The following is a 16,126-nucleotide window of genomic DNA, read 5'->3' as shown; positions in this document are numbered from 1 at the left end:
AAAAATGAATAAGCAACGTGGATTTACCTTGATTGAGCTGATGATAGCGGTGGCTATTGTTGGCATTATAGCGGCGGTTGCAGTGCCCAATTACACTGAATATGTAAAGCGGGCATCAAGAGCGGAAGCTGCTGCAGCACTTTTGGATACGGCTAATAAGCAAGAGCAGTTTTTTGTTGATAACCGTGAATACACAGAAACATTTGCAGATTTAGGACTTCAAGATAAAACCGAAAATGGACATTTTGAATTATCCATTGATGTCGTCGATGGTAATGCATTTACAATAAAAGCAAAGCCAATAGGAGGTGCTGTAAAAGGTGATAACGACTGCAAGGAGTTATCTGTTACAGATACAGGTCTAAAAGGCGCTAAAGGTGCTAAAGGTAACTCAGATATTGACTATTGCTGGGGCCGTTGAGTTTAATTTTTTTGACACTTATCGGTTGATTTAATTCTTATTCTGCCAGTTTGGCTCACCGACAAAGCCAACCCTTCGAGGTTGGCTTTTTCATTTGGGCAGTAAACAAACGTCCCATTTTGAAAGCCGTTTAATGAGCCATCAGGGCGAAACGTGATTGCAGTGCGAGGGTATTCAAGCGCATCAGCCTCATTTATTCTTTCAAAGGTACTAAGTAACAATTCATCGTCATCTAATGTTGTTGATTTATCTAGATCGATAAACAAAGACATTTGACCATCCCATTCATCTTTTGAGCATTCGCCTTCGTTTAACGAGCAAAGAGTAACGTAAGTACTATTTTCAATTGCGTAAAGTCGACCATAATTGATAGTTCGGTGCAGAAGGTTAACGTGGTTCTCTAGCCGGTTTTTTGCTAGAAAATCTGGGTAGTACCACATAGATATTTGACTGATAATGCTTACAACAGCGAGTGTAAGCATTAGTTCAAGAAGCGTGATCCCTTTACATTTCGATATTGATAACCTCATCCCTGAAGTCCTAAATTAATTATCTTTTAATTTAGTTTAGTAAATGAATAAAATATGACAAGCTAAATTGGTTGTTTTTTAGCCGCAAGTTTTTGCACTATCACCTAAATAAAACGCCGTACCAGATTGAGAAACACTGAGGGCTTTATTGTTATCTGTGCCGTTGTTAGGGCAAAAAACAAACTCTCCTGGGTTTGTTGTAATTCGGCCACTGGTATTAAACCGTAGCCGCCTTGAGTTACCTGTAAATTTAACTTTATCTTCTAGGCTAATTTTTTCCATAACGCGTAATAATGAGTCGGTAGATTTGTTGTAGTGGCCACTGTTATCAGAGTCGATAAAAACAATAATAATTTTATTCCTATCCCATCGGTTTCGGCATTGCATATTATCGTTTTGGTTTTTTACTTCACCATGTTGCGCTGCACATATTACAACTATTTCATCGGTGCTTGCAGCTTGAGAACGCGCGTAGCTAATGTTTCTTTTCAGCTCAAGTAAAAAGTTTTCAGCACGGTTTTCTTCTAACATGTCGCTACTATTCCAAAAAGCGATAGATGCTATTATGCCAACAATTGCGACGGTTACCATTAATTCTAAAAGTGTGAATCCTGATTGTTTAATCTTCATAACGATCTCATTTACAGCTAATTTTTATATTACGATTCTTATATGGCCAAAATTATATCATGGCTGATTAATTTATCACCGTAATTCAATTGCTTTGTTTGCTATGAACCTTATGATTGTCTAAAATCGTGGCATCTAAGGCTTTAAAAAGTAATTAATATGAAAAAAATAGAAGCAATTATAAAACCGTTTAAACTTGATGATGTACGCGAGGCGCTGTCAGAGGTGGGCATTAACGGCATGACCGTGAGTGAAGTAAAAGGCTTTGGTCGTCAAAAAGGGCACACTGAACTTTATCGTGGTGCTGAATATATGGTTGATTTTCTGCCAAAAGTGAAGCTTGATATAGTACTTGCTGACGAAAGTGTTGATCGCGCGATTGAAGTTATTGTTAAAACTGCACAAACCGGAAAAATTGGTGATGGTAAAATATTTGTCACTGAGGTTGAGCGTGTAGTTCGTATTCGTACCGCTGAGGAAGATGAAGACGCAATCTAATTTAAGCTTAAATAGCTTAGTCAGTAAAAAGGCGCTTTAAAGCGCCTTTTTTGTATTTACTGTGTTCTTTTATTCAGCGCTTGTGCTTTTTTAGCGTTTTGACTTAATTCGGTTAAACCTAATTTTTCATAGCTTTTTTGCATCATATTGAGGGCTGCATTTAAATAACTACTTTGAGAGTAGTGTTCAACTACAAATTTACCACGGTTAGCAGCTGCTAAGTACGCTTCGCGCTCATAGTAGTATGTAGCTACTTTTAGCTCGTAACGTGCCATACGGTTTAATAACCATACTAAACGACGTTTTGCTTCTGGTGCGTAACCGCTTTGTGGAAAACGTTTTACAAGTGTTGATAAATCAGTAAAAGCAACGCGGGTTCTGTTAGCATCCCTGTCTGCTCTATCAATACCAAAGTATTCTTGGAACGCGTTTTTGTCTGCTTTAATATTTACCAAACCACGCATGTAATACATGTAATCTAGATCTTTATGATTTGGATTCAAACGGATAAAACGGTCAATGGTTGCTAATGCTTGTTCAGTGTTACCCGACTGGTAATGAGCATACACTAAATCCATTTGCACTTGTTTTGAAAATGGCCCAAATGGGTAGCGCGAATCAATCGCTGATAAAAGCTCAATTGCACGGGCATATAAGCCTGAATCTAGTGTTTCTTTTGCATCTTCGTATAAAGCTTGTGCTGATCTATTTGGTACACGTTGAATGTCTTCTTGGTCAGGTGCTGACGAACAGGCACCTAAACTAAGTACCGAAACTGAAAAAACGATGGCAAATGCACGTTTCCCTATTTTATTTATCATTTTATTTGTTACCTTCGATGTCTTCGGCTAGGCCAAGTCGGTAAAACCGAGTAAACTATACGTATTATATTATGCTTTTATTAAAAGCGATTCTAACCCAGTCGAGCAAAGCTTGCACTGGTAAATTGGGTAAAGTTACGAATGACAGAGCAAATTTCTCTTCAAGCCGAGGTTCCAACCGACTTAGGTGGTAAACGTCTAGACCAAGTATTAGCGCAATTGTTCCCTGATTATTCACGTTCACGTATAAAAACTTGGATTTTGGATGATAAAATCACCGTTGATGGCGAAATATTAAACACACCGCGTACAAAACTGTTAGGCGGTGAAGTGTTAAATGTTGAAACAACCATTGAAGCACCGCGTGAATATCTTGCACAAAATATCGACTTAAACATTGTTTATGAAGATGACCATATTTTAGTTATTAATAAACCTATGGGATTAGTGGTTCATCCTGGTGCTGGTAACCCAGATGGCACAGTGCTTAATGCATTATTACACCATTACCCTGACATTATTAATGTGCCACGAGCAGGTATTGTGCATCGCTTAGATAAAGATACAACAGGTTTAATGGTTGTTGCTAAAACAATTCAGGCGCAAACACACCTTGTTAAGGCACTACAAAAGCGTGAAAACTTCACTCGTGAATACGAAGCGCTTTGTAACGGCACTATGACAGCGGGTGGTATGGTTGAAAAACCAATTGGTCGCCATGCAACACAGCGTACTCATATGGCTGTGCATGAAATGGGTAAGCCTGCTATTACTCATTACCGTGTTGCTGAAAAATTTCGTGCGCATACGCGTTTGCGCTTGCGTTTAGAAACAGGCCGTACACACCAAATTCGTGTGCACATGGCTTATTTAAACCACCCACTTATTGGTGATCAGTCATACAACGGTCGCCCGCGCCCACCAAAGGGTGCAACACCGCAATTGTTTGAACTGCTTAGAAGTTTTAAACGCCAAGCGTTACATGCGGTAAAACTAAGTATTGCGCATCCAATTACGGGCGAAATGATGACGTGGCAAGCACCTATTCCAGATGATATGGTAGAAATGACGTTAGCACTTCGTGAAGATACTCAGGCTAACCCAGATATAGATAGATAATGCAGTTGCTATCAGCAACATGGCAAAGCCTTCATAATGTGAGTACCCTCAGTACCACACGTGAAGGCGGCGTATCAAAGGCACCCTATAACAGTTTAAATTTGGGGCTTCATGTTAATGATAGCCAAGCTAACGTTTTAAAAAATCGCTCAGTATTAAATAACTTCCTTCCAAATCCAGCTATCTGGCTAAATCAAATTCACAGCGCAGATGTAATTACAGTTGATCAGCAGTTTGATTTTAATAAATTACATAATGCCGATGCACTCTATACGCGCCTAGTTGATCAACCTTTGGCTATAATGACTGCCGATTGCCTACCTATATTGCTTGCAAGTAATGATGGGACTGAGGTAGCGGCTATTCATGGTGGCTGGCGAGGGTTAAAGCAAGGCATTATTCAAAATACACTTAAATGCTTTAACGCTAAACCAGAAAATATATATGCTTGGCTTGGTCCGGCAATAGGGCCTGATCAGTTTGAGGTTGGTGTAGAGGTTTTTGAAGCATTTAATAGTCAATCGCCTTTATTCTCAGATGCATTCAAGCCGCACCTCAATAACAAGTATTATGCTGATATATACGGTATAGCGCGTATTTTATTATCACAGCTAGGGGTAATAACTATTGCTGGTGGTGAGTACTGCACAGTTTCTCAATCACATTTATTTTTCTCTTATAGAAGAGATGGGCAAACAGGACGAATGGCTAGTTTGATCTGGCGCAAGTAATTAATCATTTAGCGAATATATTTTCTTTCGTACCTTGAACAAATCGTGCAACATACCCATTTATTAATCAATTAGATTTTTTAATAGGTAACCCCTCATGCGTTTAGATAGATTTACAAGTAAATTTCAATCTGCGCTTTCTGATGCGCAATCGCTGGCCCTTGGGCGCGATCATCAATTTATTGAACCCGTTCACCTAATGTATGCACTCCTCCAACAGAGTGGTTCAAGCGTTCGTGCCTTGTTTGCTCAAACAGGTGTAAGTGCAGACGAGCTTAATACAAAGTTATCCCAAGAAATAGAAAAGCTATTCAAAGTTGAAGGCGTTGGGGGCGATGTACAGTTATCTAATAATATGGCTACGCTTATAAATTTATGTGATAAGTACGCTCAAAAGCGCAAAGATAAATTTATTTCTAGTGAGTTATTTGTTCTTGCTGCGTGCGATGACAAAGGCCCGCTTGGGGATATTTTGAGATCGCTTAATATCACTGCAACAAAAATAGAAAGCGCCATAAAAGCAATCCGTGGGGGTCAAAAAGTTGATGATCCGAATGCGGAAGAAACGCGCCAAGCTTTAGAAAAATATACGATTGATTTAACCGAGCGTGCAGAGCAAGGCAAGCTTGACCCCGTTATAGGTCGAGACGACGAAATACGCCGTACCATCCAGGTATTACAGCGCAGAACTAAAAACAACCCGGTACTTATTGGCGAGCCTGGAGTGGGTAAAACCGCCATAGCAGAAGGCTTAGCGCAGCGTATTATTAATGGTGAAGTACCAGAGGGATTAAAAAATAAACGTGTATTGTCACTTGATTTAGGAGCCTTGGTTGCTGGCGCTAAATTTAGAGGTGAATTTGAAGAGCGTTTAAAATCGGTTTTAAACGAGTTGGCTAAAGAAGAAGGCCAAGTCATCTTATTTATTGATGAAATTCATACCATTGTAGGTGCAGGTAAAAGCGATGGCGCAATGGATGCAGGCAATATGCTTAAGCCAGCGCTCGCACGTGGCGAGCTGCATTGTGTAGGGGCAACCACACTAGACGAATACCGTAAATACATAGAAAAAGATGCAGCCCTTGAGCGCCGTTTTCAAAAAGTATTAATCGAAGAGCCTTCAGTTGAAGACACTATTGCAATATTGCGTGGTTTAAAAGAACGTTATGAACTGCACCACTCAGTTGAAATCACCGACCCTGCAATTGTTGCGGCCGCGCAGTTATCGCATCGTTATATTAGCGACCGCCAGCTTCCCGATAAAGCAATAGATTTAATTGATGAAGCAGGTTCTTCTATTCGTTTGCAAATTGATTCGAAGCCTGAGTCATTGGACAAGCTTGAACGCCGCATTATTCAGTTAAAACTTGAAGATAATGCTCTCGCTAAAGAAAAAGATGAGGCAAGTCAAAAGCGCCGCAGTGAAATGCAAGAGCTTATAACCGATCTTGACGGCCAATACCGCGAACTCGATGAAATTTGGAATGCAGAAAAAGCATCACTGCAAGGTACGCAAGTAATTAAAGCTGAGCTTGAGCAAGCTCGGCTCGACTTAGACGTTGCTCGCAGAGCAAGTGATTTACAGCGCATGTCTGAGTTGCAATATGGTCGTATACCCGAACTTGAACGCAAATTAGACTTAGCGTCACAAGCCGAAATGCAAGACATGACGCTGCTTAAAAACCAAGTAGGCGAAGATGAAATTGCAGAGATACTCTCTCGTTGGACAGGTATTCCAGTGTCACGCATGTTGCAAGGTGAACGTGAAAAACTACTGCAAATGGAAGATAGATTGCATAGTAAAGTAATAGGGCAAGACGAGGCAGTTGTTGCGGTGTCTAACGCTATTCGTCGCTCCCGAGCTGGGCTTGCTGATCCAAACCGACCGATTGGCTCATTTTTGTTTTTAGGGCCAACAGGCGTAGGTAAAACAGAGCTTACTAAAGCCCTTGCTGGGTTTATGTTTGACACAGAAGATGCCATGGTGCGCATTGATATGTCTGAGTTTATGGAAAAACATTCTGTTGCCCGTTTAGTAGGTGCGCCTCCTGGGTACGTAGGGTATGAAGAAGGGGGCTACTTAACAGAAGCTGTTCGCCGTAAGCCATACTCGGTCATATTGCTTGATGAAATAGAAAAAGCACACCCTGACGTGTTTAATATTTTATTACAAGTACTTGATGATGGTAGGTTAACCGACGGACAAGGGCGTACTGTTGATTTTAAAAATACCGTAATCATCATGACCTCAAATTTAGGTTCAGATATTATTCAAGAGCAGGCGGGTAATAATGATTACGCAACACTAAAATCAAAAGTAATGGATGTATTGATCAGTGAATTCAGACCTGAGTTTATAAACCGCATTGACGAAACCGTGGTATTTCATCCGCTAGCGAATCAGCACATTAAAGAGATTGCTGATATTCAGTTAATGAAGTTACGTGAACGTTTAACTGAGATGGGGTACTTACTAGAAATTAGCGATGCGGCGCTCGATACTATTGCTGCAAGTGGGTTTGATCCTGTATACGGCGCACGTCCATTAAAGCGGGCCATTCAACAAACAATTGAAAATCCGTTGGCGCAAAAGTTACTTAATGGTGATTATATTCCGGGATGTGTCATTGTTATTGATGCTGGCAGTGATGGGTTAGTATTTACTAGCCGGTAAATAATTATAAAAACCGCTTAGTTGCCTATCTCCTGAAACTAAGCGGTTTTTTAACCTATAATGTTTATACTTTAAAAGTTAATAGCAAGTCATTTACTTTTCGTGAGCCTTCAACCAGTTCTGCTGCACCTTTAGCTACTTCAAAGCTTAAACTCAAATTGTTATCGCCAAAGGCTTTAATATCAGTCACATTGTTGCTGATATCGTTACTCACCATTTGTTGCTCTTCTGCTGCAGACGATATTTGAATGGCTAAATGCGATATTTCACTAATTTGAGAAAAGATACCTTCTAGCTCCACTTGCGTTTTTTCTGTGGTACTAACGCAATTATCGGCTTGCTCTTTTGTGTCTTGCATCACTTTTGACCAGCTAAATAAAGTATCTTGTATTTCTTTTATTGAGCTGTGAATTTGTGTTGTAGCACTTTGTGTACGAGACGATAAAGTTCTTACTTCATCGGCAACGACAGCAAACCCTCTGCCATGCTCACCCGCTCTAGCTGCTTCTATTGCTGCGTTAAGTGCAAGTAGGTTTGTTTGATCTGCAATGCCTTCTATTTCACTCATTACCTGACCAATCTTATCAGCTTCTGAGGCCAAGCTACTTGCGGTGGTTGCTGCATGCTCAACTTGCACTGCTAGTTCAGAAATCATATTACTATTATCAGCAATGTGTATTTTGATTTCAGAGCAACTGCTATGCGTTGCGTTTACTTTATCTGCCGTTTCAGCTGTGTTTACTGAAATTTCGCCAATGGTCGATCCCATTTGAGTCATCGCAGATGCAATCTGTTCCAAGCGCTCACCCTGAGAAGCAATTCCTTGCTCTGTAAGTGTTGATTGTTTGTCTAAATTAGTCGCAATACTATTAAAATTAAGAGTTGAATCTTTCATTCGCCCAAGTACAGTACGCAACTTGGCATTTAGCAGTTGTTCTTTGAAGTCACTAACGCTGTGGGCTGTGGTACCGCTGTATATATAGCGAGAAACAGAGTCCGATTTAGCTTTATGCTCGCGCAATATTTTAGGGGTTGCAACAAGCTCATCGTAATTTAGGGCGATTACTAATATACAAACAATAACATTAAGTAAAGCAATGGCTATTGGAGCAAATACTAAAGAGCTTATTAACCAAAGTAACACACACGCTATGGTGATACTCTGCCTAACTCCAGTTTGTTCGCGAATACTGAACAATGATTTATTAGCATTAAGGGTGTTGTATAAGCTTTGCGCTTTATTTTTGAGTGCTTGACTCGGTTTTGTTCTTACTGATTGGTAGCCAACCAGCTGGCCATGTTCAAAAATTGGCGTAACAAAAGCGTCAACCCAATAGTAACGGCCATCTTTACAGCGATTTTTTACCATGCCGCGCCAAGAGTGACCTTGTTTTAATGTTTCCCACATTTCTTTGAACGCTGCTTTAGGCATATCTGGGTGGCGAACTATATTATGGTTTTTGCCAACAAGCTCTTGTATTGAGTAACCAGCAACTGTACAAAATTCTGTATTAGCGTAGGTAATAACACCGCGTAAATCGGTTGTTGAAACAAGCTCTTGTGACTCATCAAAATGAACTTCTTCATTAATTAATGTTTTATTGCTATGCATTGCATTCACTATCATCCTTTTTAATTAACTGAAGTATATTCAGTTATTTACACAAAGCAAAATTAAAGCTCGATTATGTTTATATTGACGATGAATTGAATGCTTTATTGATCTATATCAAGATTTCTGTGGTTAATAACGTCAGCGAAATAAAATTGAATTCTTTAATCGAAATAACAGGTCTCCTATCCGCATTGGTTTAATGCTTCATTGCATACCGTGTTATTAATAAATACCTTCGTAAAGCAATTGTATAAAGTAAATAGCAATGGCAAGATTACAACATAATTTTACGAAGATAGTTAAATCAAGCGTATGCTCAAATTAGGGATTTTAAGACTAATTGAAAAAACTAAATGGTTCTTAACAATTTAATCTTGAGTAATCGGTAATTAGCCCCCATAACCGTATGATTACGCCACGTGGCCCGAGGAAATATTTTTGACAACACAAGATCTAACAAATGCGCTTAACGCGTTATCGACTGGTGAACACCAAAACGCAATTAAAGGCATTAAACGTGGCATTGAACGAGAGTCGCTAAGAATACAAAGCAACGGTGCTATATCTCCTACAGGTCATCCTAAAGGGGTAGGGAGTGCACTAACCAATGGTCATATAACGACTGACTTTTCTGAATCTTTACTTGAATTTATTACACCGGTTAGCGAGTCATCAACGCAAACATTAAAGCAACTGCGCGATCTTCAAAAGTTCACGCTTGAAAATATGGGTGACGAACTGCTTTGGCCTATCAGTATGCCGTGCTTCATCAACCACCAAGACGATATCGTACTTGCTCAGTTTGGTAGCTCGAATATAGGAAAAATGAAGACGCTTTACCGTGAAGGGCTAAAAAATCGATACGGCAGTATGATGCAGGCTATAGCTGGCGTGCATTTTAATATCTCTTTTCCAGAGTCACTTTGGAAGTCTCTGCATTCGTTAAAGCAAAGTAATACGAGCTTGCAGGATTTTATATCTGATGGTTATTTATCGCTGATAAGAAACTTCAAACGCGAGCTGTGGCTTATTAGTTATATGTTTGGCGCATCGCCTGCCCTGTGTAACTCATTTTTGCAAGGTCGTAAAACAGATTTACCGTTTAAAAAGTTAGGTAAAGGTACCTTGTACTTAGAGGTCGGCACTGCACTGCGTTTAGGTAACTTAGGTTACACAAACAGCGCACAATCGTCCTTGCGTGTCATGTATAACTCGCTTGATGAATATGTTGCTGGTTTGAAAAAGGCCATCAATACACCATCAGATATATACAGCGACATTGACGACTACACTAGCGAACAGCCAAAACAGTTAAATAAAAATATTCTGCAAATAGAAAATGAATTTTATTCGCCAATTCGCCCTAAACGTAATGCGAACAGTGGTGAGACGCCAACAGATGCACTATTGAGAGCGGGTATAGAATATGTTGAAATTCGTGCTCTAGATGTAAACCCATTTAGTGAAGTGGGTATCGATATAGAGCAAATTCACTTTTTAGATGTATTTTTAACGTATTGCTTATTAAAAGATTCACCAAACATGGATTGGAAAGAGCAGGCTCGCAGCACTGAAAATTTAGATGCGGTTGTAAATCAGGGTAGAGAGCAAGGGTTGATGCTCAACGATAATAATACTCCGCGTAGCCTGCAATCTTGGGGGAATCAAATATTTGCTCAATTAACTGATGTTGCAAAGTGGATGGATAAAGCTTACGGCGTGAGTTATTACTCTGAAACAATTGAGCGAATGAGCACGTGGGTTAATGATCCTTCGCTTACTTACTCTGGGCGATATGTAGCAAAACTAAAAGAGTCAGGTTTAGACAATGGTCACTTTGCCTTAGACTTAGCAAACCAGTATAAGCAAAGCCACATAGGAACAGATTACAGTGAGTTTTTAAAGCCGTGGCTCGAGCAGCAAGTTGAGCAGTCAAATGAAGCGCAGCGTAATATAGAAAATGCAGATGCGCAGTCGTTTACAGCGTTTTTAGATGAGTATTTTCATAAAAACTGATAGCCAACATGCACTCAAAAAAAACGCAGCCTAATATGGCTGCGTAAATAATATTCAGGGATGAAACAATGCTATACAGCCGCATTAATTATTACGACCAACACTTTTTATAAAAGTTCAGTGAGAACACAAAAATGAACAAAAAAGCACTTATTTTATCTCTCACTCTCGCTTTTACCCTTGCCGGGTGTGCTACAGCGCCACCTAAACAGCCAAATGATCTTTGTAAAATTTTTGAAGAAAAGCCTGACTGGTATTTTGATGCAAAAGACGCGCAAGACAAGTGGGGCTCTCCTAAACATGTACTCATGAGCATGATGTATCAAGAAAGTTCGTTTAAGCACGATGCAGCTCCGCCTATGGAATATTTTTTATGGATTATACCAACAGGTAGAGCAAGCTCAGCCTACGGTTATTCACAAGCTAAAACGCCTACTTGGGCTGATTACGTTCGTGAAACAGGTAACAGCGGAGCAGATAGGGATGACTTTGATGATGCAATCGACTTTATGGCGTGGTTTGTTTATAAAACGCATAAAGTAAACGGCATTTCAAAATGGGATGCTTACGCTCAATATCTTAATTATCATGAAGGCTGGGGCGGGTATAAACGTGGCACATATAAGAAGAAAAAATGGTTAATGAGCGTAGCCAACAAAGTAAAAAATAGAGCAAGTCGTTATGGCACGCAATTAAAGCGATGTGAAGATGAGCTTGATAAAGGCTGGTTGGAGCGGTTATTTACTTAATCGGACAACAGCGTAAATAAGGAGCCTTATGGCTCCTTATTTGTTATTGACGAGTACGTTTTTTAGGTTGTATTTTAACCTGTTTAATCATGTTTTCTTTTACTTCGAGTACTTCTAATGGGTATCCCGCAATACGTAAACTGATATTTGCGTCAGGAATATCTTCTAAATATTCAACAATTAAGCCGCTTAATGTTTTAGGGCCATCAAGAGGAAAGTCCCATTCCATTTCTTTATTTAAGTCACGGACGTTTGCGCCACCATCTACAATAAACGAACCATCAGGTTGTGTTGTCACTTCTTCACTTGGCGTACGTGTTTGAGTGGTCGTGAAATCGCCCACCACCTCTTCTAAAATGTCTTCAAGGGTTACTAGTCCTTGAATATCGCCGTATTCATCAACAACTATACCAATTCGCTCTTTTGATTGTTGAAACTTAAACAGTTGTGTATTTAATGATGTGCCTTCGGGGATAAAGTAAATTTCGCGAACTGCACGCAATAGTGACGGTTTGTCAAATTGCTCTTTTGTTAAAAGTCGCAGCGCATCACGTGAGTGAATAAAACCGACTGCATCATCAATATTATCGCGATACAACAAAACACGTGTATGTTGCGCATGTGTTAGCTGGCGGCTAATTACTTTCCAATCGTCGTTTATATCAATCGCCACAATTTCGTTACGTGGGATCATAATATCTTCAACAGTAACTTGTTCTAAATCTAAGATAGAAGTCAGCATGCTTTGGTGACGAGCAGGTAATAAAGCACCTGATTCGTTCACGACTGTTTTTAATTCTTCTTTGCTCATGCTGTGCTCATCGATTTGAGCTGCACTAATACCAAATAAACGTAATATGCCGTTAGTTAGCCAGTTAACAACTACAACAAACGGAAACATGATTTTCAGCAAGCCTTTAAGTATCACTGAGCTTGGAAAGGCTACTTTTTCAGGGTAAAGGGCTGCGAGTGTTTTAGGTGTTACTTCAGCAAATATAAGCACAACCAAGGTAAGTACACCAGTTGCTATTGCGATACCTAAATCACCGTATAGGCGGATACCTATAATAGTGGCAACTTGAGCTGCGGCTATATTTACTAGGTTGTTACCTATTAAAATGAGGCCAATAAGCCTATCGGGACGGCTAAGTAATTTACTGACTCGTTTAGCTGCACGGTGATCTTGCTTTGCAAGATGTCGCAGGCGTATACGATTGATTGACATAATCCCAGTTTCAGAACCAGAAAAATAAGCAGAAAAAAGTACCAATAATCCTAACGTGATAAACAGGGTACTTGTCGATATGTCGTCCAACGATGGATCCTTTTTTTATAAATCAATGCGTATTAAGCTAGAGTGAGCAACTAGAGTCAAGTTAAAACTTGTTTAGTACGACTTCTTGTACAAAACGGCTGCCAAAATAAGCTAATGTGAGGACAAATGCTGCAACCATGATGGTAATTACCACAGGTTTACCACGCCAACCTTGTTTAATATGGCCAAGAGCGACTACAACAAAAATAGCCCATGCCACCAACGAAAGTATGGTTTTATGGATAAACTCTTTGGCAAACATGCCATCGAGAAATACAAATCCGCACACGAGTGCAATTGTAAGCAGCGCAGTACCAAGATTAAGCAGTTGATAAAGCTGGCGCTCAACAACCATCAACGGAGGTAAATGGCTATGCACAATGGCGAGATCTTTGCGCTTAAGGCGTTTATCTATAAAGTAAAATTGCACGCCGTATAAGGTTGCAATAATTAAGATACAGTAAGCGAGTAGGGAAAGTGATATATGGGCAACCAAACCAAGCTCAACATCTATACTTTGCAGCAATATATGATGGGGTATAAATAAGCTTGCAACAGATAAAAGCGCTGCAAAGCCATACACTACGGGCAATAATAAAGTGGCTGGAAATTTTAAGGAGACAGCTGTTACAGACACAACAATAACCCAACAGGTTAGCAGTGCGACATTTACAATGCTTAGATCTTGACCGTCAGAACGAAACACCGAGTTCACCAATAACAACATATGCGCCAATATAGCGACGGTACTCAAGATAACAGTTACTTTTTGGTTTGGGCCTTGTTTATGAAAAAGCCGTGAAAGCACGTGTGACGTTGCTAACACATAAAATAAACTGGTGATAATAGTTAAACTGATGATCAGCATTTTGCTTGGGCCACTTAATTTGAGTCAAAAAATCCTTGCAAGTACAAACGTATTGTATTTTATAGCAACGCAAATGAATAGACCTTAAAAAAGAAACTTAATTCACTGCACTTGAACACTGTATTGTCCACCACTATTTACGGTATACTGTTTTTAATTCAAATTTAATAATATCAATGTCATTAGTCGAGCTAGTAGCTAAATCGGCTGAGTAATTAAATTGGTATAACGTTTTATCGGAACCGATACATGTTTGAGAATCTCCAAGAACGATTAGGTAAAACCTTAAAAAATATCAGTGGCCGTGGCCGCCTAACAGAAGACAATATTAAAGATACTCTTCGCGAAGTGCGCATGGCCTTTTTGGAAGCCGATGTGGCTTTGCCAGTTGTTCGCGATTTTGTAAAGCAAGTTAAAGAACGTGCAGTGGGTGTTGAGGTAACTAAAAGCTTAACGCCTGGGCAAGTGTTTGTAAAAATTGTGCGTGAAGAGCTTGAAAAAGCGATGGGCGAAGCAAACGAAGAGCTGAGCTTAAACGCACAACCGCCAGCAGTTGTTATGATGGCTGGTTTGCAAGGTGCCGGTAAAACGACCAGTGTTGGTAAACTTGCTAAATTTTTAAAAGAGCGCAAGAAAAAATCAGTGCTTGTTGTTAGTGCCGACGTTTATCGTCCTGCAGCAATAAAGCAGCTTGAAACGTTAGCCACAGAAGTTGATGTGGATTTCTTTCCAAGTGATATTTCACAAAAGCCAGTGGATATTGCTACTGCGGCTATTACACACGCTAAAAAGAAGTTTATTGATGTTGTATTAGTTGATACAGCGGGTCGCTTGCATGTGGATAGCGACATGATGGATGAGATTAAAGATCTTCATTCAGCTATCAACCCAATTGAAACATTATTTGTTGTTGATGCTATGACGGGTCAAGATGCGGCAAATACTGCAAAAGCATTTGACGAAGCTCTGCCACTTACTGGTGTGATATTAACTAAAACAGATGGTGACGCCCGAGGCGGTGCTGCTTTATCTATTCGTCATATTACGGGTAAACCCATTAAGTTTATGGGTGTCGGTGAACGTACAGACGCACTTGAACCTTTCCACCCTGACCGAATTGCATCGCGAATTTTAGGCATGGGTGATGTACTTTCATTAATCGAAGAAGTCGAAATGAAAGTGGATAAAGAGCAAGCTGCCAAAGTTGCCGAAAAAGTATTTAAAGGTGCAGGCTTTACGCTGGATGACTTTGCTGACCAGTTAAAGCAAATGAAAAATATGGGCGGCATGATGTCGATGCTTGATAAACTCCCTGGGATGTCTAATTTACCTGACGCGGTAAAAGGTCAGATGGGTGATAAAACCTTTATTCAAATGGAGGCTATCATCAGCTCTATGACAAAACAGGAGCGAGCTCGTCCTGAAATCATTAAAGGGTCGCGTAAAAAACGTATTGCAGCAGGTTCTGGCACACAGGTACAAGAGATCAATAAGTTGCTTAAACAATTTACGCAGATGCAAAAAATGATGAAAAAAATGAAAGGTAAAGGCGGCATGCAAAAAATGATGCGCGGTATGAAAGGCATGTTGCCACCGGGCATGATGGGCGGCGGCGGTCCAAAATTTTAGATTTTTAGTAAGCGTTGCACTTTAATTAATCACAACGCATACAAAAAAGGAGCAAATTGCTCCTTTTTTGTTGAATAATTTATGCACTCTGTACTGCATTAACTCTAATTTTTAGCCTAGATCACGGTTTAACCTACTAAACTGGCTTTTTGCTTCACTTCTTACTTGCGTTATTGCTAAAAACTCGTACAATTCACCGGCTCCCCATACTGGGGAGTAAATCTTATTAATGAAAACAGTCAATCTATTTAGAGGACGGTATGGTAACTATTCGTTTGCAACGTGGTGGCGCTAAAAAACGCCCTTTCTATCAAATTGTGGTTGCGGATAGCCGTTTCTCGCGTGACGGTCGCTTCATCGAGAAAGTTGGTTTCTTTAACCCAATCGCTTCGGGTCAGGAAGAAAAACTTCGCTTAGATTTATCTCGTGTAGATCACTGGGTAGGTCAAGGCGCAGGTCTTTCAGATCGTGTAGCTAAATTAGTTAAAGACGCTCGTAAAGCGGCTTAAT

The 16,126-nt window shown here is 40.0% G+C and carries 15 protein-coding genes; 9 read left to right on the top strand and 6 right to left on the bottom strand.

All coding sequences use genetic code 11. The annotated features are described in order from the left end of the window. Nucleotides 1-4 precede the first annotated feature (4 nt). On the top strand, nucleotides 5-421 hold the full coding sequence (locus R0J88_RS13800; RefSeq protein WP_410900189.1) for a type IV pilin protein: 417 nt from the start codon (nucleotides 5-7) through the stop codon (nucleotides 419-421). Between the two features lie 2 nt (nucleotides 422-423). Here R0J88_RS13800 and R0J88_RS13795 read toward each other — a convergent pair whose 3' ends face one another. Beyond that, nucleotides 424-951 carry a GspH/FimT family pseudopilin gene (locus R0J88_RS13795; RefSeq protein WP_305470992.1) on the bottom strand — a complete coding sequence of 176 codons (528 nt, stop codon included), beginning with the start codon at nucleotides 949-951 and terminating at the stop codon, nucleotides 424-426. A gap of 78 nt (nucleotides 952-1,029) precedes the next feature. Continuing rightward, entirely contained in the window at nucleotides 1,030-1,581 is a 552-nt protein-coding gene (locus R0J88_RS13790) for a GspH/FimT family pseudopilin (protein WP_008132542.1), read from the bottom strand. Nucleotides 1,582-1,740: 159 nt separating this feature from the next. Between R0J88_RS13790 and glnB the strand changes: the two genes are divergently transcribed. After that, nucleotides 1,741-2,079 (top strand): nitrogen regulatory protein P-II, encoded by a 339-nt coding sequence (gene glnB / locus R0J88_RS13785; protein WP_006792790.1) that lies wholly within the window; start codon nucleotides 1,741-1,743, stop codon nucleotides 2,077-2,079. Nucleotides 2,080-2,135: 56 nt separating this feature from the next. Here the strand turns inward: glnB and R0J88_RS13780 are convergent, their stop codons facing one another. After that, nucleotides 2,136-2,900, bottom strand: a complete 765-nt coding sequence (locus R0J88_RS13780; protein WP_410900188.1) for an outer membrane protein assembly factor BamD — start codon at nucleotides 2,898-2,900, stop codon at nucleotides 2,136-2,138. A gap of 141 nt (nucleotides 2,901-3,041) precedes the next feature. Between R0J88_RS13780 and rluD the strand changes: the two genes are divergently transcribed. From rluD to clpB, 3 genes are all read left to right on the top strand, one after another. Continuing rightward, on the top strand, nucleotides 3,042-4,019 hold the full coding sequence (gene rluD, locus R0J88_RS13775) for a 23S rRNA pseudouridine(1911/1915/1917) synthase RluD (protein WP_006792792.1): 978 nt from the start codon (nucleotides 3,042-3,044) through the stop codon (nucleotides 4,017-4,019). Next, nucleotides 4,019-4,750: a peptidoglycan editing factor PgeF gene (gene pgeF / locus R0J88_RS13770; protein WP_410900187.1), complete on the top strand. Its 732-nt coding sequence runs from the start codon at nucleotides 4,019-4,021 to the stop codon at nucleotides 4,748-4,750. Before rluD ends, pgeF begins: the two co-directional genes overlap by 1 nt. Nucleotides 4,751-4,847: 97 nt before the next feature. Beyond that, the gene (gene clpB / locus R0J88_RS13765; RefSeq protein ID WP_006792794.1) at nucleotides 4,848-7,424 is read left to right on the top strand and encodes an ATP-dependent chaperone ClpB; all 2,577 of its coding nucleotides are present in this window, start codon (nucleotides 4,848-4,850) and stop codon (nucleotides 7,422-7,424) included. 64 nt (nucleotides 7,425-7,488) lie between these two features. Here clpB and R0J88_RS13760 read toward each other — a convergent pair whose 3' ends face one another. Continuing rightward, nucleotides 7,489-9,036, bottom strand: coding sequence for a methyl-accepting chemotaxis protein (locus R0J88_RS13760; protein ID WP_006792795.1), 1,548 nt, complete (start codon nucleotides 9,034-9,036; stop codon nucleotides 7,489-7,491). 441 nt (nucleotides 9,037-9,477) lie between these two features. On the opposite strand from R0J88_RS13760, the gene gshA reads away from it, so the two are divergent. Beyond that, on the top strand, nucleotides 9,478-11,055 hold the full coding sequence (gshA, locus tag R0J88_RS13755) for a glutamate--cysteine ligase (protein ID WP_410900185.1): 1,578 nt from the start codon (nucleotides 9,478-9,480) through the stop codon (nucleotides 11,053-11,055). Between the two features lie 134 nt (nucleotides 11,056-11,189). After that, nucleotides 11,190-11,804 (top strand): transglycosylase SLT domain-containing protein, encoded by a 615-nt coding sequence (locus tag R0J88_RS13750; RefSeq protein WP_039036803.1) that lies wholly within the window; start codon nucleotides 11,190-11,192, stop codon nucleotides 11,802-11,804. A gap of 43 nt (nucleotides 11,805-11,847) precedes the next feature. On the opposite strand, the gene R0J88_RS13745 is transcribed toward R0J88_RS13750, so the two are convergent. Together R0J88_RS13745 and R0J88_RS13740 are read right to left on the bottom strand one after the other, a co-directional pair. After that, on the bottom strand, nucleotides 11,848-13,119 hold the full coding sequence (locus R0J88_RS13745) for an HlyC/CorC family transporter (RefSeq protein WP_008132535.1): 1,272 nt from the start codon (nucleotides 13,117-13,119) through the stop codon (nucleotides 11,848-11,850). 61 nt (nucleotides 13,120-13,180) lie between these two features. After that, nucleotides 13,181-13,987 (bottom strand): inner membrane protein YpjD, encoded by an 807-nt coding sequence (locus R0J88_RS13740; protein ID WP_006792799.1) that lies wholly within the window; start codon nucleotides 13,985-13,987, stop codon nucleotides 13,181-13,183. A gap of 249 nt (nucleotides 13,988-14,236) precedes the next feature. On the opposite strand from R0J88_RS13740, the gene ffh reads away from it, so the two are divergent. Continuing rightward, nucleotides 14,237-15,616: a signal recognition particle protein gene (gene ffh / locus R0J88_RS13735; RefSeq protein ID WP_006792800.1), complete on the top strand. Its 1,380-nt coding sequence runs from the start codon at nucleotides 14,237-14,239 to the stop codon at nucleotides 15,614-15,616. 260 nt (nucleotides 15,617-15,876) lie between these two features. Further along, nucleotides 15,877-16,125 carry a 30S ribosomal protein S16 gene (gene rpsP, locus R0J88_RS13730; RefSeq protein WP_006792801.1) on the top strand — a complete coding sequence of 83 codons (249 nt, stop codon included), beginning with the start codon at nucleotides 15,877-15,879 and terminating at the stop codon, nucleotides 16,123-16,125. The last annotated feature ends 1 nt before the right edge of the window (nucleotide 16,126 follow it).

Origin of the sequence: Pseudoalteromonas sp. SIMBA_162, from assembly GCF_046535955.1 — a bacterium.
GTDB classification, from domain to species: Bacteria; Pseudomonadota; Gammaproteobacteria; order Enterobacterales; family Alteromonadaceae; genus Pseudoalteromonas; species Pseudoalteromonas marina.
The sequence above is the reverse complement of the archived record's forward strand: the minus strand, read 5'-3'. Positions and strand labels throughout refer to the sequence as shown.

Bases quoted from the DNA above. Each gene is read 5' to 3' on its own strand.
- R0J88_RS13750 (WP_039036803.1), top strand. From the start codon at position 11,190: ATGAACAAAAAAGCACTTATTTTATCTCTCACTCTCGCTTTTACCCTT.
- clpB (WP_006792794.1), top strand. From the start codon at position 4,848: ATGCGTTTAGATAGATTTACAAGTAAATTTCAATCTGCGCTTTCTGAT.
- R0J88_RS13790 (WP_008132542.1), bottom strand. From the start codon at position 1,581: ATGAAGATTAAACAATCAGGATTCACACTTTTAGAATTAATGGTAACC.
- R0J88_RS13800 (WP_410900189.1), top strand. From the start codon at position 5: ATGAATAAGCAACGTGGATTTACCTTGATTGAGCTGATGATAGCGGTG.
- pgeF (WP_410900187.1), top strand. From the start codon at position 4,019: ATGCAGTTGCTATCAGCAACATGGCAAAGCCTTCATAATGTGAGTACC.
- rpsP (WP_006792801.1), top strand. From the start codon at position 15,877: ATGGTAACTATTCGTTTGCAACGTGGTGGCGCTAAAAAACGCCCTTTC.
- R0J88_RS13740 (WP_006792799.1), bottom strand. From the start codon at position 13,987: ATGCTGATCATCAGTTTAACTATTATCACCAGTTTATTTTATGTGTTA.
- R0J88_RS13780 (WP_410900188.1), bottom strand. From the start codon at position 2,900: ATGATAAATAAAATAGGGAAACGTGCATTTGCCATCGTTTTTTCAGTT.
- ffh (WP_006792800.1), top strand. From the start codon at position 14,237: ATGTTTGAGAATCTCCAAGAACGATTAGGTAAAACCTTAAAAAATATC.
- rluD (WP_006792792.1), top strand. From the start codon at position 3,042: ATGACAGAGCAAATTTCTCTTCAAGCCGAGGTTCCAACCGACTTAGGT.
- glnB (WP_006792790.1), top strand. From the start codon at position 1,741: ATGAAAAAAATAGAAGCAATTATAAAACCGTTTAAACTTGATGATGTA.
- R0J88_RS13795 (WP_305470992.1), bottom strand. From the start codon at position 951: ATGAGGTTATCAATATCGAAATGTAAAGGGATCACGCTTCTTGAACTA.
- R0J88_RS13760 (WP_006792795.1), bottom strand. From the start codon at position 9,036: ATGCATAGCAATAAAACATTAATTAATGAAGAAGTTCATTTTGATGAG.